Below are 18,596 nucleotides of genomic sequence, written 5' to 3'. Positions count from 1 at the left end.
CACCCGTTTGCGCCAGACTGTTTGACTTGCCGGTTCCTTTTGCCTCATTCTGTGTTATGAATGCGCCGAGCGGCGAGTTGACCGAGAACCCCCACCCACGCGAGGGCCACGGCGTCATCATGGCTGATGCGGACATCCCCGGAAAAATTCTTGTTGTGGATGATGAGCCTGTGAACCTCATGGTGCTCAAAGGTGTGCTGGGCAAGTCCGGCTATCATGTCGAGTGCGCCTCAAGCGGCGAACAATGCCTTGAATTGGCGCGCAGCAGCCAGCCAGACATGATTCTGCTGGACGTAATGATGCCAGGGGAGTCCGGCTTCGACACCTGCCGCAAGCTGAAACACGACCCGGCCACGTCACATTTGCCGGTCATGTTCATCACTGGCCTCGGCGAGATGTCCGAAAAGCTCGAAGGATTGGGCATTGGCGCGGTTGACTACATCACCAAGCCATTCATGGCCGCTGAAGTTCTGGCCAGGGTAAAGGCGCAAATGGCCTTCCAGGCCCGCCAACGCGAGGTCATTGACGGCCAGGCTTCACGTCTGGCGCAGGTGCAGCAGGCGCAACGAGCCTTGCTCCCCCGCCCGGAAGACCTTCCTGATTCCCGGTTTGCCGTGCAGTTCCTCACCGTGCTTGAGGCTGGAGGCGACTTTTATGATGTGCTGGATACCGGGTCCGGCCGCACGGTGTATTTTTTGGCTGACGTGAGCGGACACGACCTGAGCGCATCGTTTCTCACCCCTTCCCTCAAAGCCTTGTTTCGCCAGCACGCGATATCAAGCGCCACCCCAGCGGATGTGCTTTCCCGCATGAACACAACCCTTTGCGCCATCACCAGCGAGGAGGTCTACATGACCGCAGTGTGTCTGCTTGTCGATCGCTCGGCGGGCCACTACATGCTGGCTTCGGCCGGGCATCCTCCGGCGATGGCGGTGCAAAACGGCCTGGTGGCGAGCATACGCGTTTCAAGTCCGCCGCTTGGGCTGTTCCTTGACGCCGATTTCGGGAATTGCAGCGCTCGCGCCCAATCAGGCGATCGATTCTATCTGTATACCGATGGGTTGGCCGAGAATGCAGGGCGTTACGTCACAAGCGACAGTTTTCATGACACGTTGGCCGAACTGTGCTTGCAAAACGTCCTGTTCCCCCTTCGGGATGCTGTGGGGAACATGGTTCGCGGCATGACGACGGAGGCAAAACCACAGGACGACATCGTGCTCCTGGGGGTGGAGGTATGACCGCACGCCCTGCGCAGCAGGAGGAGGACGGCGTCGCCTGCGAATTGCCCGCCTCTCTGGAGGGAGTAGAGCGTTTCATTGCGCTCGTTCATGAATATCTTGCTGAACAAGGGCTCTGCGGCTTGGCTTTTGATGTCGAGTTGCTTGCCCGAGAGGGGATCATGAACGCGGTGCAGCACGGCAGCGAATCCGATCCTGCCCGGACCGTCTGGGTGCGTCTGTGCAGAAGCGCCGATGCGTTGACCCTTCGCATTCAGGACCAGGGGCCCGGTTTCGATTGGCGCACAGCGGCGTTGCGCCCCCCCGACCCCTTGCAAGAGAAAGGGCGGGGCCTGTTCATCATCAGCAAGTATTCCGATTCATTTTTCTTCAACGACCAAGGCAACGTGCTGACCATGATCAAACGTTTGTCTATGGAGAATCAGGGCATGTCCAACACTGCATTCGATTTGGTTCAAATGGCACTTGGGCCGAACGTTACCGCCAAGGAAGTCGCGGGCCTTCGTGAGAGCTTCCGCGCAAGCATCCAGCAGGGCGCACGGAGGATCGTGCTCGATTTTTCCAGCGTTGAGCATCTTGATTCCATGGGAATTGGCCTTCTTGTGGCCACGCACAACTCCCTCGTCAAGCTGGGTGGGGCGCTGGCCCTCACCGGGGTGAACACGGACATCCACCAACTGCTCACCCTTATGCGGCTGGATAAGCACTTCAGCATCAGCACGGAGCGGGAGGCCGCCACATGAGCCATGACCTGTCGCAGCTTACGCAAAGCTTCGTGGAGGATTGCCGGGAACATCTGGAAAGCATCGAAGCATCGCTCCTGGACATCGAAGCCGCCGGGGACGACCGCGACCCTGAACTCCTCAACGGCGTGTTCCGTTTGGCCCATTCGATCAAGGGCGGTGCCGGAATGCTCGGCTTTGACAACATCAAGGCCCTTGCCCACAAGTTGGAAAACGTACTGCACAAGATGCGTAGCGGCGAGTTGCGGTCCAGCAGATCTCTGCTTGATGCCCTGCTCAACGGTTTTGACCGGTTGAGCTTCCTGGTGGGCAACATCCATGAGAGCGAACATCTGGACATCGCACCCCAGGTGGAACAGCTCCTTGCCCTGGTGGGCGAACCGGACGACGCCGTCATGCCCGCTGGAGGCTTTGCAGCCCTTGCTGTCGGCAAAGGGGGGACCTTTGACGTGGACGCCGAAAGTCTTCGTCAAGCCGCCGCCGGAGGGAACGAAATCTACCTGCTTGAATTCGACCTCATCCACGACATCCACGGGAAGGGGAGAATGCCCCTTGAGGTGCTGAAGGCCCTGACCGACACCGGCCGCATAGTGGACTGCAAGGTGGATTTCTGTACCGTTGGCGATTTGGATGACTTCACAAACAGCATCCCGTTTTATGTCCTTTTCGCCAGCATTCTCGAATCCCAGTATGTGGCAGGGCTGGTGAAGCTTCCGCACGATCGCGTGCGGCATATGGATGTCGGCAGCTTGGCACTGATTTCCCGTGAACCGGGAGCGGATGAAAAGCGCTATGGAGCCCTGGCGCTGCGCCCAGCGGGGGAGCTGGCCACAATATGTCTGCCGGAGACGCTCTCGCCGCCCGTGTTGACGGATTTGCGCAATGCCTTGGAGGCTGGCATGGCCGATTGTGAGGGCGTCCTTCTCGACTGGACGGCTGTAGTTCGGGCGGACCTGCTGTTCTTTCAACTTCTCCATTGCGCGAAGCGCAGTTTTCAGAACCGGGGCAGGGCGCTTGCCGCCGTGTCGCCGCTGCCACAGGATCTTGTCCGGATATGCGCAAGCCACGGCTTCGCCCAAGCCGAATCAGGCGCTTTGCTGCCGCTCAGGCGTCTGGATTAGACGCCTTTGTCTTTGGGGCAGGAAGCAGCCGAAACAACGCATCGGCCTCTGTAAGGGATTCCAGATAGCATTTGGAAAGGTCGCTCAACGCCAGCTTGACGCTTGCGCCCACTCGTGCCGCAAGCTCCCACTGCGCGTTCTCCATGGCGTAGGCCAGCCCAAGCCATGGACTCAATGGGCTTTTCTGGCCACATAGGGCCATGCGGATGGCCTCGCTCACGGGGATATTCACCAGCGCCTGCTCAGGCGGCATCTCCAAAATCGGCTCAATGAACGAAAGAAGCCCCAAGAGCGCGAGACTGGGAGCAAGCTGCTCCAGTCCAGCAGTCTTGGCGATGCAGCGCAGGAAGATTGATCGCTGCGCCGCATAGTGGCAGAGTTCCTGGTGCCTTGGCGAAGGAGACAGATCGGTAAGCAAGGCGATTTCCAGCCACTTTTTAAGGGGGCGCCAACCGGCAAGCACGATTGCCTGTTCTATGGACGTGACCTTGCGCGCAAGGCCGAAGCTGGCGGAGTTGAGAAACAGCAACAAGCGATACGTCAGGGCGGCATCGGCCTCAACCACGCGGGCAAGCGCCTTGAAGTCGGCATCTGGCTGGCTCAGACACTCCAAGAGGCGCAAACGCGAGACCTGGGTGGCGGTAATAAGCCTGCTGCTGGGCTTCAAATGCATACTGGTGAAGAAAAAACCCTGGAAAAAATCTGCGTTGGCCATTCTGGCCTGGAGCATGGGTGTCCAGCTTGTCAGGCCGCGCACAAGGGCCTTTGCTCCAAGCCCATGGGCGGCCTGAATCCGCTCTTCAAGGTTGCCGTGATCGCTCTCTGCGCCATCCGCACAGTCGATCCCCATGATCTCCGCAAGGGCGTTCAGCCCTCCGCAGCCTGGCCTGTTGCGAAAATCAGAAATCGCGATGCCGAAGCCGACCTTTTTTAGCTCGGCCACGGCTTGAACAATCCCGGGCCGAAATCCAGCGCTTTCATCTACTTCCAGAACCACGCCCTCGGGCCAGAGCAAACGAGGGATGTCTTGGAGCAACGCCTCTTCCGGAAACCCTATCAAAATCCGCGAGGTGGAATCTTCCCGCTGGGGAAGATAGGCTTCAAGCAGCATGTTGGCGCTGGTCTCGTCGCAAAACAGATGGCCTTCATTTCCAGGCAGGGCGAAGCGCATGGCCGATCCCCACGGCTCAAGGCTGCGGTCGAATACCGGCTGCCTTGTCAGGAGAAAGCCCGTTTCCTCCGAGCAGGTATTGTGTCCCATTTCGCTTCGACCGCCAGTGTCTGCTCATGTTCCAGGAAACGAATACTGGTGTCCACGCATATCCATACATACATGCCGCAGATATGGAATGCAACGATTTCGAGTCAGTTTCTTGGACACTGGGACGAGTGCCGCGACGGATGCCTTGCTGCTCGGCCATTGTCGGCATTGCGCAATGCCCTCCAGACTGCGGGTGGCGTGATGAACGTTGTCTGGGGCGGCTGCCCGAAGAGGAGACCCGCGCAAACGAAAAAAAGGAAATCCGGCAACGCCAGGAATTTCCTTTTGGGCTACGTGGTGCCTTCGCGTGGAGAGGGGGTGGTCTGGAGCCAGCGCGGGGAATCGAACCCCGGACCTGCTGATTACGAATCAGCTGCTCTGCCAGCTGAGCTACGCTGGCCGACTCGAGACGCGAATTTGTATACAAGGCGCGTGCGGGGGTCAAGAAAAACCGCAACAGCCTCAGCCCAGGCGGTGCCCTCGGCGATTTTCCCATATGGGGATCATGCGCAACAGCTCATTGGCGTCGGTGGTATCCGTAACGATGAGGAGTCCTTGCGCCTCAAGCATGTCCAGCCGAGCCTCGCGGGACCGGTCAAGCAGCGGATGCGCCTGCAGTTCCGCTCCAAGCGCCGAGACCGTGCAGGGCACCAATCTTTCCCAGCCAAGCGGCGGAGACTGCAGTGGCAGCATCGGCTTGGCCAGGATGGGGCTTGGCGTCGGCAAGGTGCGGCCGCGCAGCCAGCATATGGAGGGTAGCACAATGGCCTGCGTGAGCGAGAACACCGCCCAGGGGGTTCCGGGAAGCGCGAAGAGCAGGGTCGCTCCCCGTACGGCGACGAACATGCTCTTTCCAGGCGTCAGGGCCAGGCCATCGAACAAGGGATGGAATCCGGCATCGGAAGCCGCCTTGCGGATGAAGTCCCGTTGTCCCGGTCCTGTGCCGCCCGTGGTGACGATGCACTGGTATGTGCCCTGACCAAGCCTGTTGCTGATTCGCTCCAGATCGTTGGGGCACACTTCAGCAGTCACATCGGGTACGCCACGTTGCAGCAGCGCCCCTGCGACAAGCAACAGGTTGTCGGCCGACGTCTGGCCCGGAGCGGCTTCAACGCTGGGAGGATCAAGCTCGTTGCCCAAGGCCAGCGCCAGCACCTGGGGAGGCCGGTAGGCCTTGGCGGTTTGCGAGCCAGACACCGCAAGAGCGGCAAGGGCCTGCGCGTTCAGCTCTTCGCCACGGCGGATAATGCGTGTGCCTGCCTTCAGGTCGCTGCCAACAGCGCGGACATGCTCACGCGCTCCCAATGGACGTTCGAATACCAGGGCACCTTCCTGAATGCGGGCATCTTCTGCCGGGACCACACAGTCCGCGCCCGGAGGCAGCGGCCCACCGGTCAGAATCTGCACCGCGCAGCCAGAATCCAACGCAGCGGGAGATTTTGTGCTAGGACGTATCTGACCGGATACGGACAACGTGATGGGGGTGTCCGGCGTTGCCATTCGTATGGACTGGCTGGCGAAGGCGAAACCGTCCACGGTGCTTCTGGGCTCTGCCGGGGTGGCGTGAACGGCGAAGAGATCCTGCCCGCAGACAAGGCCGAGACTTTCGAACAGCGGCAGTTCGACCGGATTGGTCTGATGTTCTTGGATGTGATGCCTGATCCGCTCCAGGGCGAGATCTCGGCTAATCGGGGGCTGCGTCACGGAAGAGTCTCCTGTGAATGGCTGATTTCGGCTGCCAAAGCGCGCAAAGAGCGCAGTTCGTCAGGGGTATTGGCGTTACGGAAGGAACACAGATCGGGATCGGCCCTGAGCAGGTGGTCCAGCGGCAGGGGATTCACGTGAACCTTGTCGAAAAAACGGATGATTTTGTGGTCTCCGCAGGCGAGTTGCGCGGCGATATGCGGCAGGCAACGGCGGGAATACAGGGCGCACAGAGGTTCGAAGTAGCCGTCCGGCTTCAGGGGAAGCACAACGTCGTCCTCGGGACGCAGGTGCTCCAGCAGCGCATCCACGAGCTGCGGCCGCAACAACGGCGTGTCGCCCGCCGTGAGAAACACATGGCTGCACGAAGCATGTTCCAGGGCTGCATGGATGCCTGTAAGCGAGCTGCGGCCCGGCAGGACGTCCAGCGCCAATCGCAAACCGGAGCCGGGCCGGTCGCAGAGCGTCCGATAAGGTCCGGCTTCCTTGGCGACCAGGAGCAACTCGCAAAACCTGGGAGCCAGAACGTCAATGAGCCAGTCCAGTATGGGCCGTCCCTGGACCGTGAGCAGGGCCTTGGCCGCGCCGCCCATACGCGTGGCGGCGCCTCCAACCAGAATGGCGGCGCTGAGCTGGGCTGGGCGAGGAGCGCGTTCTGAACATTTCATTTTGGTTCCATATGTGATGCCGCGCGTTTGGGCAACACATGCAGCGCAATTTTTGCGTACAAAGATCGCCTTGCGGGCTTGCGAACCCTTGAGGCCGGACGCGGAGACGTGTATCCAGGCGTAAGAAGAACCGCGTCCCATCGGCTGTCGAAGCGCGCGAACTTCCGTTCCGGCCTTAACGTGGAGCTAGGTGTGGACTCAAAAGCCCTGCAGGCGTTTTTTTCTCCCAAAACCGTTGCGGTCATCGGGGCTTCGGCATCGTCCGGAAAGGTCGGCAACGCCGTTGTCGCCAACATGGTCGCGTCCGGTTTCAAAGGCCGATTGTACCCGGTCAATCCCAAGGGGGGAACCATACTCGGACTTCCGGCTGTCCGCTCCGTTGAGGAGTTGCCCGGCGGCATCGATCTCGCCATTTTCGCCGTGCCGCGCGATATTGTGCTTCCGGCTTTTGAAACGCTAGCCGAGCGGGGTCTCAAGTCGGCCATCGTCATCAGCGCGGGCTTCCGCGAAGCCGGGCGCGAAGGGCATGTTCTAGAGCGCAAGCTGGCCTTGCTGGCGCACAATCATGGCATTGCGCTGCTCGGCCCGAACAGCCTTGGCATGATGAACGCATCCCACGGTGTCAACGCGAGCTTTTCCGCCTCTCGACCCAATGCCGGGGCCGTCGCCTTTTGCTCACAGTCCGGGGCCTTGTGCCAGGCGATTCTCGATTGGGCCGCCGATGAAGGCTTCGGGTTTTCCAAGTTCATCAGCCTGGGCAACAAGGCCGTGTTGAACGAAACCTCGTTGCTTCCTCATTTGGGATCCGACCAGTCGTCCAAGGTCATCGTCGGGTACATGGAGAATATCGACGGTGGGGAGGAATTTGTCCGCACCGCTCGTGAGGTAAGCCGAAAAAAACCGGTCATCATGCTTAAGGCGGGTTCCACCAATGCCGGGGCCAAGGCGGCCAGTTCGCATACCGGGGCGATTGCCGGTTCGGATGATGCCTGCGCCGCGGCGTTCCGGCAAAGTGGCATTGTTCGTGCGCCGGACCTGGAATCGCTTTTCCTTCTTGCCGAGGCCTTCGCCACTCTTCCCCTGCCGCGGGGGCCCAACGTCGCGGTCCTGTCCAACGCTGGCGGGCCCGGCATTCTTGCGGCCGATGCCTGCGAACGCACCAGCCTGCACATGGCGCGGCTTTCGCCGGAAACCGTGCAGCGCCTGCAAGGCTGCCTGCCGCCCTATGCTTCGGTCTATAATCCCGTGGACATCATCGGGGACGCCGGGGCGGAGCGGTATCGGAAAAGTCTTGAGGCCGTTTTGGACGATCCGCTTACCCATGCTGTGCTGCTGCTTATCGCCCCAACAGCCATGGTGGAGATTGAGGCGACGGCCACAGCCATTGCCCAGGTGGCTCATCGTTCGCCAAAGCCGGTGCTCACCTGTCTGCTTGGGCGCGCACACGGCAGCGTCGGACGCGAGATACTGCGCCAGGCCGGTTTGCCGTGCTACGCGTTTCCGGAACCAGCGCTGCGCAGCATCGAGGCCATGTACGCCTATTCCCAGTGGCGGCAAAAACCTGTTCCCGTGTACGAACCCCCCAGGCGGGAACTGGCCCAGGCGCGCACCCTGGTTGAGTTGGCGGAGAAGCAGGGCAGGGTGGAGCTTGCGGACTTCGAGGCCCGCGCCCTGGTTTCGGCCTATGGCGTACGCGTCCCACTGACGCACTTGGCCAGATGCGGAGCTGAGGCCATTGGATTCGCGCGCAGCATCGGCGGTCCTGTCGCTTTGAAAGCCTATTCGCCGCAAATGTCCCACCGGCGCGACCTGGGCGCCGTCGCCTTGAACCTCGAAGGCGATGACGCAGTCCGTCTCGCGTTCAGCCGGTTGACGGCCCATCTGGGGCGCATCAGCCCGGAAACGCCAATCACCGGCTGTCTCGTACAGGCCATGGCCCCTGCGGATTCGGTGGAAGCCGTCGTTTCCATGCGGCGTGACGAACAGTTCGGCCCGCTGCTCATGTTCGGTCTTGGCGGCATACACACCGAAATTTTGCATGATGTTTCCCACCACCTGACCCCCTTGAGTCGCGACGAGGCTTTTGGCATGATCCGCTCGATCCGCTCGTACCTGCTGTTGAAAGGCGTTGGGGGCCACCCTGCCGCGAATCTGCGCGCCCTTGAGGACGTGTTGCTCGCCTTGGCCGCCATGGCCCAGGATTTTCCGCAGGTCTTCGAGGCGGAGTTGAACCCTGTGCTTGTGAACCATGAAGGGGCCCTGGTTGCGGAGGCCCGGTTCACCTTCCGCACATGACCGTCCCCAGCCGCGGCCACGCCGCTTTCAGCACGAGGAGGATTTCATGGTCGGCGTGTACATAGGCTCAACCACGGGCTATTCGGGCAAGAACCTCATGGCCATGACCCTTGGCCTGCGGTTCAAGAAGCTTGGGCTCAAGGTCGGCTACATGAAGCCCGTTGGCGCCGTTCCACGCCGCGAGGATGGACAGCCCGGCGACGAAGACGCCATGTTTCTTCAGGAAGTGCTGGGCCTCAAGCAAAACCCATCCCTGGTGACCCCGGTTGTGGTGACACGCGAGTTCACCCGGCGCGCCTTCAGCGAGGACATCGGCGACCTCATGCCCGGCATCGCCGAGGCGTATGCCGAACTCTCCCAGGGAAAGGACGTCATGATCGTCGCCGGGTCGGGAAATTTCCTGGGCTCCGGCACCTACTGCGGGCTTGATGGCGTCAGCGTGTGCCGTGCGCTGGGAGCCAGGGCGCTGATCGTCGATCGCTACCGCGACGAGCTCAAATACGATTATCTGCTGCGCTGCAGAGAGGCCCTCGGCCAGGATCTGGCTGGTGTGGTCCTAAACGACATTCCTGAGCATTACCGGGCAGAGGTGGACGAGTTGCTCGTTCCGTTCCTGCGCCGCAAGAATGTTCCCGTGCTCGGTGTCATCGCATCAGATCCCATCATGAGCGCCATCAAGGTCAGCGACTTGGCCGAGCGCCTTGGCGGCAAGGTCATCAGCGCCCACCACAAGGCCGATCGCGTGGTGGAGAATTTCCTTATCGGCACCATGCAGGTGGAAAACTTCCTGGCGCATTTCGTACGCCACAAGAATTCCGCCATCATCGTCGGCGGCGACAGGTCCGACGTGCAACTCGTGGCCCTTGAGGGCAGCTGTCCTTGTCTCATCCTTACCGGAAATCTGCACCCCAACGACATCATTCTCACCCGGTCCGAGGTGCTCCAGACGCCGATCATCATGGTTCGCGAGGACACCTTCTCCGTAGCCAAGAAAATGGAGAATATCCTGTCCCGGCACAAGCTGCGCGACATGATCAAGGTCAACCACGGCGTCAACCTTGTGGCGAGCGCCCTGGATTTCGAACGGCTGCGGGAACGGTTGGGCCTGGATTAATCCCATTCGCAACGGCCCATTCGACGCAAGGCTCGCGCGTCAGCCCGCCCCAGTTGGGGCGCCGCCTGGAACACAGTCCCATCCAAGGAGACGCAATGCCCGGATTCTCAAGGTACAAGAAGATCATCACATCTGTTTTTTGCTTGCTGTTCGCCCTTGGCGTCGCGGCGACAAGTCCTGCCCAGCAACAGGAGGCGGCAGACGCCGCCAGTGCTGAGCAGGCATCCCCCTCGCAGCAGCCCGGAGCGCTGCCGGACGGCCTCGCCGCTCAAGACGCCGCCCCTTCGGCGACGGTCGAGTCCATGCGTTTTCGTCATGACGAACACAACGCCAAGGCCAAGCTCCAGAAACGCTGCGCCGCGTGCCACCACAGCCTGGAACGAGGCAGGCGCTCCGTGAAGCGGGCAGGGCCCTTGCGCCGCTGCACCGACTGCCATCTGGCTCGGCCCGAGGCCAACAGCCCATTGCCTTCGCAGATGCTCGTCTCGCACGCCACGTGCCAGGGCTGCCATAAGGCGAAGAAGAAGGGGCCGCTCGACTGCGCGGGATGCCACGGAAGCTGAAGCGCCGGTGGCGATGCGCTGAAACAGGCCGGGAACGCCCCGGCCTGTTTCATTTGCCGCGTCGGATGTTGTACACGGCGCGGCCCGCCGCGACCAGCCTGCCCGGATCGCCCGCGTTCCAGAGGGTGACGCTGGCGTTGCCAACGCGGTTGCCCATAAGCCGCACGGTTGCCTCGGAGCAGAGATCCTCCGCCGCGGCAGGGCGCAGGTAGTCGATGGACAGGTCGATGGTGGCGATGCGGTCTTCCAGGCGGCAGCAAGTCCACACGGCGAAGCCGCCGGTGACATCCACAAGGGTGGAGAGCACCCCGCCGTGCAGCGCCGGGCGCCTGGGATCCCCGACAAGCTCGGGCTTGAAAGGGATCCTGAGCTTTACCGCCCCCTCGCCCAGCTCCACCACCTTGATGCCCAGCCATTTGTTGAAGGGAAGCCCATCCTCAATGATCTCGGTGAGCCGGGAGAAATCCATCTCGCCTCCTAGAGAATGTAGCGGGACAGGTCCCGATTCTCGACGATGTCCGCGAGTTGGCCGCGCACGTAATCGCGATCGACGACCATGGTTTGTCCCCCCCGGTCGGACGCGTCAAAGGAGAGCTCGGCGAGCAGTTTCTCCATTATGGTGTACAGCCTGCGCGCGCCGATGTTCTCCGTCTCGTCGTTGATGCGCTGGGCGGTGGCGGCGATTTCCCTCAAGGCGTCGTCCGTAAAACTCAACGCAAGGCCTTCGGTGGCGAGCAGGGCAGAGTACTGCACAGTCAGGGCGTTCTGCGGCTCGGTGAGGATGCGGTGGAATTCTTCGGCTCCAAGGGGCGAGAGCTCCACCCTAAGCGGGAAACGCCCCTGCAGTTCGGGGATGAGGTCGCTCGGCTTGGCATAGTGAAAGGCTCCGGCTGCGATAAACAGGATGTGGTCGGTTCTGACCATGCCGTATTTGGTGTTCACCACGCAGCCCTCGACAACGGGCAGCAGGTCACGCTGCACGCCTTCCCGCGACACGTCCGGACCTCCATGGTCCTGACGGCTCGCGATCTTGTCTATCTCATCGAGAAAAATGATTCCGGACTGCTCCACGCGCTCGCGTGCGGTGTCCTGCACCTTGTCCATGTCGATAAGCTTGTCCGACTCTTCTTGCACCAGCGCGCCAAAGGCATCCTTGACCTTCATCTTGCGCAGGCGCTTCTTCTGGGGGAAAAAGCGCCCAAGCATATCCTGCATCTGGCCGCCCATGTCTTCCATGCCAGGCATGCCCAGGATGGACACCCCCGGAGCGTGCTGATCGGCAACCTCCAGCTCGACGAGCCGTTCGTCGAGTTTTCCCTCGCGCCACAGCTGGCGGAATTTCTCCCGCGTCGATTCGTTGGCCGTAGGGACTCCTGGTCCGGACGGGGAAGCAGCGGATTCGCCCAGCGGAGTGAACGAGTACCCGCCAGGACTGGGGATGCTGCCGGGCAAAAGCAGGTCCAGCAAGCGATCCTCGGCGTGCTTTTCGGCCCGGACGCGCACCTTCTCGCGTTCCTCCGCGCGCACCATGTTGATGCCTATCTCCATGAGATCACGAATCATGGATTCCACATCGCGGCCTACGTAGCCAACCTCTGTGAATTTTGTGGCCTCGACCTTGTGGAACGGGCTTTTGGCAAGCTTGGCGAGCCTGCGGGCGATCTCGGTCTTGCCAACCCCGGTGGGCCCCATCATGATGATGTTTTTCGGGGCAATTTCATCGCGCAACTCCGAATCGAGCCGCTGCCTGCGCCAACGGTTGCGCATGGCGATGGCCACCATGCGTTTGGCCTCGGCTTGGCCCACCACATATCTGTCCAGTTCGGACACAATCTCGCGTGGGGTGAGGGAGCTCATTTGGCGACCTCGCGCTCCCTGGTCTCCAGGGTGATGTTGTCGTTGGTGAAGACGCACAGCTCCGCGGCGATCCGCATGGCGGCCATGGCGATGTCCTTGGCGTCCATCTGGGTGTGGCGCTTGAGTGCCCGGGCCGCAGCCAGCGCGTAGGAGCCGCCGGAGCCGATGGCGGCCACGGCGTCGTCCGGTTCGATGACGTCGCCGGTTCCCGTGATGAGCAGGATGGTCTCAGCGTCTGCTGCGAGGATCATGGCTTCGAGTCTGCGCAGATACTTGTCCGTCCGCCAGTCCTTGGCCAGTTCCACAGCGGCGCGGGTAAGGTTGCCTGAATGCGATTCGAGCTTTTTTTCAAAGCGCTCAAACAAGGTGAAGGCATCTGCTGTGGCTCCGGCAAAACCGACCATTACCCGTCCCTTGTAGATGGTTCGGACTTTTTTTGCCGTATGCTTCATGGCCACGCTCTGACCAAGAGTGACCTGTCCGTCTCCTGCCATGGCCGTGCCTTCCGGGCCGCGCACGGCAAGGATTGTGGTCCCGTGGATGTCCATATGTTCTCCTTGCATCTCTAGAACGTCTGCGGCGGTCCAAGGAGTTCCCTGGCCTTGCCGCTCCAGAAATCAAAGTCCTGCGGTCCATGCAGCCACAGCCCAGCATGTTTGGCGAGGCCAAGCTCAAGCCCGTGACGCAACGCGCCAAGCGCCGTCGGCGCGGCGAGGTGGAGCGGATAGCCGTAAGCGCCACAGCTTATGGCCGGAAATGCGATGTTTTCAAGATCGTTTGCTCGGGCCAGGCGCAGGCTTTCCAGATAGGCGGAGCGCAACAATCCCTCTTCGTTCCGTCCCCCGCCGTACCATATGGGCCCGACAGTGTGGATGACAAAGCGCGCGCGGAGCCGGAATCCGGGCGTAATCACCGCCTGCCCAGTAGCGAGGCAGCCCATTCCCCCAAGAAGTTCTCGGCAGGCCCCAAGCAGTTCCGGCCCTGCAGCGGCGTGAATGGCGCCATCCACGCCGCCGCCGCCAAGCAGGCCTGGGTTGGCGGCATTGACGATGGCGTCAACTGGAGCCTGTGTCAAATCGCCCTGGACAAGTTCCAGATATCCTGACGATAATCTCCAGACGGACATGGCGGCCTGCCGGTCAATCGTTGGAAGCGGCCAGCCCAGGCTCGGCTGATAATTGCGCATCCGGCGTGTCGAGAATGACTCTGCCCAGACGCACGTCGTCGGCGATGCGATTTTTGAGGGCTGCAATGCTCTCGAACTTGCGTTCCCCACGCAGACGCTGCACGAAATGCAAACGCAGCCGCTCGCCGTAGATGCGGCGATTGAAATCCAGAACATGCGCTTCAAGCGTCAGGCCCGTATCGCCAAAGGTAGGGTTGTCGCCTACGTTGGCCACAGCCTGATGGATCTCACCATCCAGTTCGGCCCATACGGCGTATACCCCAGGCCTTGGCAGAAGCGTTCCCTCAAGCTTCAAGTTCGCCGTGGGGAAGCCAAGCGTTGCCGCGCCGCGCTTCATGCCGTCCACCACCTCGCCTTCCACCTCAAAGAAACGCCCAAGCAGGGGGCGGGCATCCCACACGTTGCCCGACTGGATGAGATCGCGAATGCGGGTTGAGCTGACGACAGCCCCCCCCACAATGACCGGATCAAGGCGCTCCACCCCGAAGCCGATTTCCTGGCCGAGCTTTGCGAGAAAATCATGGTCCCCGCGCCTGCCCTTACCCATGGCGTAGTCGTATCCAATCACGAGTTCACGCATGGACAAGCCATCCAGCAAATACCGCTGGACGAATTCCTCTGGCTCAAGCGAGGCCATTTCCCGCGTGAACTCGAGCACCAGGGCCACATTGGGGCCTTGGCGTTCAAGGTGCCGAAGCCTTTGGCTGGTGCTGGTAAGAAATGGCGGAGTCTTGTGCTGCATGAGCACAGTCATTGGGTGCGGATCGAACGTGACTACAACGGAGACGAGTCCGCGAGCGCGCGCCTTGGCGCAGGTGCGGGCGATGAGACGCTGGTGCCCAAGATGGACGCCGTCGAAGTTGCCGATGGTGACGCAAGAACCGGTTATCGTATCACGGAGTTCATCCAAAGTGCGTGCGGCGATCATGAGGAGTGAAGGTATCCTTGTTCACTGTGCGTGCGCGGAACTAGCGAAAGAGGCGCATACGGTTGAGTTTCGCGCCTTCTGCTTTGCCATTGTTTTTTTTGTCCTCGCCTGGACCGGAAATTGTGCGCTCAAGTTCTTCAAGCTGGCGCTTCTGCGCATCGGTCTGGGCCAGTGAGCGCGCCTTGTCTAAATGGAAACGAGCCTTTTGCTTGTCACGTCCGAAATGCGACGAATAGCTTAACTGGATGTGTGCGCCAAAAATGTCCCCGCTTTCCCCCTTAATGCGGCCAAGGTGGTAGCGCACTTCGGAATCCTTGGGAACCTCGCGGGCGACGCGTTCCATAAGGCTGATGGCGCCAGCGTAGTCCTTTCGCTCGGCCATGATGCGCGCGGTGAAGAACATGCTCATTGCATCGCGTGGGTTCAGAATCGCTGCTTTTTGCAAAAGCGGCGCAGCCTTGTTGGCGTTGCCTTGATTGAAATAAAAGATGCCTGCCTCGCGCAGCACAAGCGGATCATCCGGACCGCACCCCAGAGCCTTTGCGAACGCCTGCTCGGCCTGCTGCTGGCGCTTCAGGCGGTCCAGCACAATGCCTCGTCCGGCCTGGTCCAGGCAGGTCAGCTGGGTCTGGGGTTTGCTGTCCCAATAGGCGAGGGCGGTCTCCGGGCTGACCATCCTGGCGCGCAGAATCGTCTGCACGCGCTGAAAGCGGTCACGCTTGAAGTCTCTGGTCAGCACGTCGGCAGGCATGTGCTTGATGCGGTCACGCAGGTACACGATGCGTTCATCGAGGCCTGGGTGCGTGGAGAGGTAGGAGGGGATGTTGTCACCACTCATGAACCAACTTTTTTTGTTCATTATTTCGAAAGTCTGCGGCATTGCATTCGGATTGTAGCCTGACTTGACGAGATAGTTCAGGCCTACATGGTCCGCCTCGCGCTCGTTTTCGCGCGTATACATGAGAAAGGCCGACTGGGCTCCCGCCGCACTGCCTAGGGTAAGGGCGCCGCCCAGGTTGGCGATATTGCCGCCTGCACCGGAAGCGCCAAGCAGCACCCCGGCCACCATGCCGGTAAGCGAGGCGATATTCAGATACTTCATCTGCTCCATGCGCTTGGCCACATGCCGTTCCGTCACGTGTCCAAGTTCATGGCCAATGACCGCGGCCAGTTGGTCCTCGGATTCGACACCAAGAATAAGACCCGTAAAAATATAAATATACCCGCCCGGGATGGCGAAGGCGTTCATGCTGTTGTTGGCGACCACTGCGCTTCGGATGGGGTAGGCCTGGGGCGGCAGGGCCGAGGCAACCCGATCAACCACGCCCGTCACATAGAATATGACTTCAGGGTCCTCGACAAATGCCATTTGCGCATGGATGGTTTCGTCGAACTTTCGGCCCATTTCAATTTCGTCAGCGATGGATACGGATGCAAACGCAACCCCACGGCAGGACAGGAAAAAGATCAAGGCCGCAAGCAGGGCAACACGGATTGGATTCGGAATCGGAAGGCGGTGGTTCATGCGCGCATCCAGCGTTTCGGCCGTCCAAAAAGCGGATGACCATGTGAGGGGATTCCTACCACAGGTCCGGAAAAGAAAAAAGGATGCGCACCAGACGCACCCTTCTTTAGAGTAACCTTGAGATTACGGTATGTTACTTGTTCATGATATTGAGGAATTCGTTGTTGTTCTTGGTTTTGCGCATCTTGTCCAGCAAGAACTCCATGGAATCTATGGAGTTCATGGGAGAAAGCACCTTGCGCAGGATCCACATGCGGTTCAGCACCTCTTCGTCCAGGAGCAGTTCCTCCTTGCGGGTGCCGGAGCGGTTGATGTCGATAGCCGGGAACACACGCTTTTCGGAAAGGTGGCGGTCCAGGTATATCTCCATGTTTCCTGTGCCCTTGAATTCCTCGAAAATCACTTCGTCCATGCGGGAGCCGGTGTCGATGAGGGCAGTGGCGATGATGGTCAGGCTGCCGCCGGACTCGATGTTGCGCGCCGCGCCGAAGAAGCGCTTTGGACGCTGCATGGCGTTGGCGTCCAGGCCGCCGGAAAGAACGCGACCAGATGACGGCGTGACAGCGTTGTACGCACGGCCCAGGCGCGTGATGGAGTCGAGCAGGATGACCACGTCGCGCTTGCGCTCCACCAGACGCTTGGCCTTCTCCAGGACCATTTCCGTAACCTGCACATGCCGGGTGGGCGGTTCATCAAAGGTGGAGCTGATGACCTCCGCGCGAACGGTGCGTTCCATGTCGGTCACCTCTTCGGGCCGCTCGTCAATAAGCAGCACGATGAGGTAGACTTCCGGATGATTGGCGTTGATGGAGTTGGCGATGGTCTGGAGCATCATGGTCTTGCCGGTGCGCGGCGGGGCCACGATGAGGCCACGTTGTCCACGGCCGATGGGGGCGAGCAGATCAATGACGCGCGATGCGTAATTTTCCGCTCCGTTTTCCATCACAAAGCGCTTGTCCGGATAGAGCGGCGTCAGGTTGTCGAAAAGAACCAAGTGTTTGCTGGCCTCTGGCGGCTCCAGTCCGATTTCGCTGACCTTCAAAAGAGCGAAGTACCGTTCGCCTTCCTTCGGAGGACGTATCTGGCCGGAGATGATGTCGCCCTTGCGCAGGCCGAAGCGGCGAATTTGCGAGGGGGAAATGTAAATGTCGTCTGGGCCCGGCATGTAGGAATACAGCGGGGAGCGCAGGAACCCGAACCCGTCGGGCAGGATTTCAAGGACGCCCTCGCCGAAAATCTGGCCGTTCTGCGAAGCGCATTCCTGCAAGAGGGCGAAAATCAACTCCTGCTTGCGCAGATTGCTTGGGTTCTCAATCTTGAAGCTGTTCGCCAACTCCATGAGCTCCGGCATGCTTTTCTGCTTGAGCTCGGTTAGATTCAATTTGTTTTCGGAGGTGGTGACGTACTCCTCCTCGACAAAGTCCGCCATGCGATCCTGCTGGCGGTCCTGCACCCGCTCCTGGGAGCGTTCGGCTCGATCTTGCGAGCGATCGTGCGAACGGTCATGCGAACGGTCCTGGGAACGACTTTTATGAGCTTGATTGGGGTGTTTTTCGCGGGGCATCGAACGCCTCACGCTCCGTTGGATGAGGTTTAAGGATGTGACGCTCACCTTCAATGAGGAGAGCATTCGGCAAACAGCAGTATCAGGGACATGCGCAGCTGGAGTTGTGCATCCAGATCCCAGCATCATTGCTGGACATGGCGGGTCATATTCCGTGTGCCGTACCAATGCGAAAGGGTATTCGAGTGGTGTGTGCCTGCTTCGGTGGGGAATATGCCGCGCGAATGCGCTGAAACTAGCGCCTACATCAAAGAAAAGGCGTTGACAAGGGGGCTATTTGGTCTTTTGCAACTTTTCCTGTTGTTTCATGATGACATCTGCGAACATTTCGTTGATGTCCGCCTTGACGTCCGCCTGATCGCGGCCAAGGGAATAGGCCAGTTCCATGGTCACCAAGGTCATGGCCTGCTCAAGCAGGCGCCTTTCTCCAAAGGAAAGTTCCTTGTCCATCCCGATAAGAAACAATTCCTTGAGTACATAGGCCACATCGGCCAAGTTCACGCTCTTCAGCTTTTCGGAGTACTCGCGGTAGCGCCGGTTCCAATTTTGCCCGGTGTAGCCGGTGAAATCCGAGCGGTCTCTGAGGGATTCGAACACCTCCTGACCGCTGCGCAGGCTGCACACATGGCGCAGCCCGACGTTGCGAGCGTTCTTGACCGGGACCATGAGCGTGACGGAATTGCTCAAAATGCGGACGATGTAATAGTCCGCACGAACTCCGCCTATCTCCTGGCTGTCGATGCGCTCAATGCGGCCGACCCCCTGTGCGGGGTAGACCACCAACTCATTGATCTGAAACACTCCTGCTCCTTCCACGCGGGGGGAAAAC

The 18,596-nt window shown here is 60.4% G+C and carries 17 protein-coding genes and 1 tRNA gene; 6 read left to right on the top strand and 12 right to left on the bottom strand.

Features of this window, described 5'->3' with window-relative positions; genetic code table 11:
- Positions 1–56: 56 nt before the first annotated feature.
- Genes CHB73_RS00355 through CHB73_RS00345 form a run of 3 tightly spaced genes read left to right on the top strand, consistent with a single transcriptional unit; the run spans position 57 to position 3,102 of the window.
- Complete coding sequence (locus CHB73_RS00355) at positions 57–1,238, top strand: PP2C family protein-serine/threonine phosphatase (protein ID WP_089270928.1); 1,182 nt, start codon at positions 57–59, stop codon at positions 1,236–1,238.
- Positions 1,235–1,981: an ATP-binding protein gene (locus CHB73_RS00350; RefSeq protein WP_089270926.1), complete on the top strand. Its 747-nt coding sequence runs from the start codon at positions 1,235–1,237 to the stop codon at positions 1,979–1,981. The genes CHB73_RS00355 and CHB73_RS00350 overlap by 4 nt, the downstream gene beginning before the upstream one ends.
- Positions 1,978–3,102 carry an Hpt domain-containing protein gene (locus CHB73_RS00345; protein ID WP_089270924.1) on the top strand — a complete coding sequence of 375 codons (1,125 nt, stop codon included), beginning with the start codon at positions 1,978–1,980 and terminating at the stop codon, positions 3,100–3,102. The genes CHB73_RS00350 and CHB73_RS00345 overlap by 4 nt, the downstream gene beginning before the upstream one ends.
- On the opposite strand, the gene CHB73_RS00340 is transcribed toward CHB73_RS00345, so the two are convergent.
- The 4 genes from CHB73_RS00340 to mobA form a co-directional block, all read right to left on the bottom strand.
- Positions 3,086–4,273: an EAL and HDOD domain-containing protein gene (locus CHB73_RS00340; protein WP_179216825.1), complete on the bottom strand. Its 1,188-nt coding sequence runs from the start codon at positions 4,271–4,273 to the stop codon at positions 3,086–3,088. The two genes, CHB73_RS00345 and CHB73_RS00340, sit on opposite strands and share 17 nt — an antisense overlap.
- A gap of 414 nt (positions 4,274–4,687) precedes the next feature.
- Positions 4,688–4,763, bottom strand: a tRNA-Thr gene (locus tag CHB73_RS00335).
- A 62-nt stretch (positions 4,764–4,825) separates the two neighbouring features.
- Positions 4,826–6,067 carry a molybdopterin molybdotransferase MoeA gene (locus tag CHB73_RS00330; RefSeq protein WP_089270920.1) on the bottom strand — a complete coding sequence of 414 codons (1,242 nt, stop codon included), beginning with the start codon at positions 6,065–6,067 and terminating at the stop codon, positions 4,826–4,828.
- A complete protein-coding gene (gene mobA / locus CHB73_RS00325; protein ID WP_089270918.1) occupies positions 6,064–6,735 on the bottom strand; it encodes a molybdenum cofactor guanylyltransferase in 672 nt (223 codons plus the stop codon). Before mobA ends, CHB73_RS00330 begins: the two co-directional genes overlap by 4 nt.
- Before the next feature lie 192 nt (positions 6,736–6,927).
- Between mobA and CHB73_RS00320 the strand changes: the two genes are divergently transcribed.
- The 3 genes from CHB73_RS00320 (at position 6,928) to CHB73_RS00310 (ending at position 10,707) form a co-directional block, all read left to right on the top strand.
- Positions 6,928–9,030: an acetate--CoA ligase family protein gene (locus tag CHB73_RS00320; RefSeq protein WP_089270916.1), complete on the top strand. Its 2,103-nt coding sequence runs from the start codon at positions 6,928–6,930 to the stop codon at positions 9,028–9,030.
- A 46-nt stretch (positions 9,031–9,076) separates the two neighbouring features.
- Positions 9,077–10,144: a phosphotransacetylase family protein gene (locus tag CHB73_RS00315; protein WP_089270914.1), complete on the top strand. Its 1,068-nt coding sequence runs from the start codon at positions 9,077–9,079 to the stop codon at positions 10,142–10,144.
- A gap of 95 nt (positions 10,145–10,239) precedes the next feature.
- Positions 10,240–10,707, top strand: a complete 468-nt coding sequence (locus CHB73_RS00310) for a cytochrome c3 family protein (RefSeq protein WP_089270912.1) — start codon at positions 10,240–10,242, stop codon at positions 10,705–10,707.
- Between the two features lie 49 nt (positions 10,708–10,756).
- Here the strand turns inward: CHB73_RS00310 and CHB73_RS00305 are convergent, their stop codons facing one another.
- The 8 genes from CHB73_RS00305 to CHB73_RS00270 form a co-directional block, all read right to left on the bottom strand.
- Positions 10,757–11,176 (bottom strand): PaaI family thioesterase, encoded by a 420-nt coding sequence (locus CHB73_RS00305; protein ID WP_089270910.1) that lies wholly within the window; start codon positions 11,174–11,176, stop codon positions 10,757–10,759.
- Between the two features lie 8 nt (positions 11,177–11,184).
- Positions 11,185–12,564, bottom strand: coding sequence for an ATP-dependent protease ATPase subunit HslU (gene hslU, locus CHB73_RS00300; RefSeq protein ID WP_089270908.1), 1,380 nt, complete (start codon positions 12,562–12,564; stop codon positions 11,185–11,187).
- A complete protein-coding gene (gene hslV / locus CHB73_RS00295) occupies positions 12,561–13,112 on the bottom strand; it encodes an ATP-dependent protease subunit HslV (RefSeq protein WP_089270906.1) in 552 nt (183 codons plus the stop codon). The genes hslU and hslV overlap by 4 nt, the downstream gene beginning before the upstream one ends.
- A 17-nt stretch (positions 13,113–13,129) precedes the next feature.
- Positions 13,130–13,750, bottom strand: coding sequence for a macro domain-containing protein (locus CHB73_RS00290; protein ID WP_327438352.1), 621 nt, complete (start codon positions 13,748–13,750; stop codon positions 13,130–13,132).
- Positions 13,704–14,678, bottom strand: coding sequence for a bifunctional riboflavin kinase/FAD synthetase (locus CHB73_RS00285; RefSeq protein WP_089270902.1), 975 nt, complete (start codon positions 14,676–14,678; stop codon positions 13,704–13,706). The genes CHB73_RS00290 and CHB73_RS00285 overlap by 47 nt, the downstream gene beginning before the upstream one ends.
- Positions 14,679–14,718: 40 nt before the next feature.
- Positions 14,719–16,203, bottom strand: a complete 1,485-nt coding sequence (locus CHB73_RS00280; protein ID WP_089270900.1) for a beta-barrel assembly-enhancing protease — start codon at positions 16,201–16,203, stop codon at positions 14,719–14,721.
- A 133-nt stretch (positions 16,204–16,336) separates the two neighbouring features.
- Entirely contained in the window at positions 16,337–17,632 is a 1,296-nt protein-coding gene (rho, locus tag CHB73_RS00275; protein WP_218819319.1) for a transcription termination factor Rho, read from the bottom strand.
- A gap of 408 nt (positions 17,633–18,040) precedes the next feature.
- Positions 18,041–18,568 (bottom strand): CarD family transcriptional regulator, encoded by a 528-nt coding sequence (locus CHB73_RS00270; protein ID WP_089270896.1) that lies wholly within the window; start codon positions 18,566–18,568, stop codon positions 18,041–18,043.
- Between the last annotated feature and the right edge of the window lie 28 nt (positions 18,569–18,596).

It is taken from the genome of Humidesulfovibrio mexicanus (assembly GCF_900188225.1).
In the GTDB taxonomy this organism is placed as follows: Bacteria; Desulfobacterota; Desulfovibrionia; order Desulfovibrionales; family Desulfovibrionaceae; genus Humidesulfovibrio; species Humidesulfovibrio mexicanus.
The sequence above is the reverse complement of the archived record's forward strand: the minus strand, read 5'-3'. Positions and strand labels throughout refer to the sequence as shown.

What these genes read in the sequence shown, in the direction of transcription:
- rho (WP_218819319.1), bottom strand. Translation starts at nt 17,632, where the DNA reads ATGGCGGACTTTGTCGAGGAGGAGTACGTCACCACCTCCGAAAACAAA.
- CHB73_RS00280 (WP_089270900.1), bottom strand. Translation starts at nt 16,203, where the DNA reads ATGAACCACCGCCTTCCGATTCCGAATCCAATCCGTGTTGCCCTGCTT.
- CHB73_RS00305 (WP_089270910.1), bottom strand. Translation starts at nt 11,176, where the DNA reads ATGGATTTCTCCCGGCTCACCGAGATCATTGAGGATGGGCTTCCCTTC.
- CHB73_RS00350 (WP_089270926.1), top strand. Translation starts at nt 1,235, where the DNA reads ATGACCGCACGCCCTGCGCAGCAGGAGGAGGACGGCGTCGCCTGCGAA.
- CHB73_RS00315 (WP_089270914.1), top strand. Translation starts at nt 9,077, where the DNA reads ATGGTCGGCGTGTACATAGGCTCAACCACGGGCTATTCGGGCAAGAAC.
- CHB73_RS00285 (WP_089270902.1), bottom strand. Translation starts at nt 14,678, where the DNA reads ATGATCGCCGCACGCACTTTGGATGAACTCCGTGATACGATAACCGGT.
- CHB73_RS00290 (WP_327438352.1), bottom strand. Translation starts at nt 13,750, where the DNA reads ATGCGCAATTATCAGCCGAGCCTGGGCTGGCCGCTTCCAACGATTGAC.
- CHB73_RS00310 (WP_089270912.1), top strand. Translation starts at nt 10,240, where the DNA reads ATGCCCGGATTCTCAAGGTACAAGAAGATCATCACATCTGTTTTTTGC.
- hslV (WP_089270906.1), bottom strand. Translation starts at nt 13,112, where the DNA reads ATGGACATCCACGGGACCACAATCCTTGCCGTGCGCGGCCCGGAAGGC.
- mobA (WP_089270918.1), bottom strand. Translation starts at nt 6,735, where the DNA reads ATGAAATGTTCAGAACGCGCTCCTCGCCCAGCCCAGCTCAGCGCCGCC.
- hslU (WP_089270908.1), bottom strand. Translation starts at nt 12,564, where the DNA reads ATGAGCTCCCTCACCCCACGCGAGATTGTGTCCGAACTGGACAGATAT.
- CHB73_RS00355 (WP_089270928.1), top strand. Translation starts at nt 57, where the DNA reads ATGAATGCGCCGAGCGGCGAGTTGACCGAGAACCCCCACCCACGCGAG.
- CHB73_RS00345 (WP_089270924.1), top strand. Translation starts at nt 1,978, where the DNA reads ATGAGCCATGACCTGTCGCAGCTTACGCAAAGCTTCGTGGAGGATTGC.
- CHB73_RS00340 (WP_179216825.1), bottom strand. Translation starts at nt 4,273, where the DNA reads ATGCGCTTCGCCCTGCCTGGAAATGAAGGCCATCTGTTTTGCGACGAG.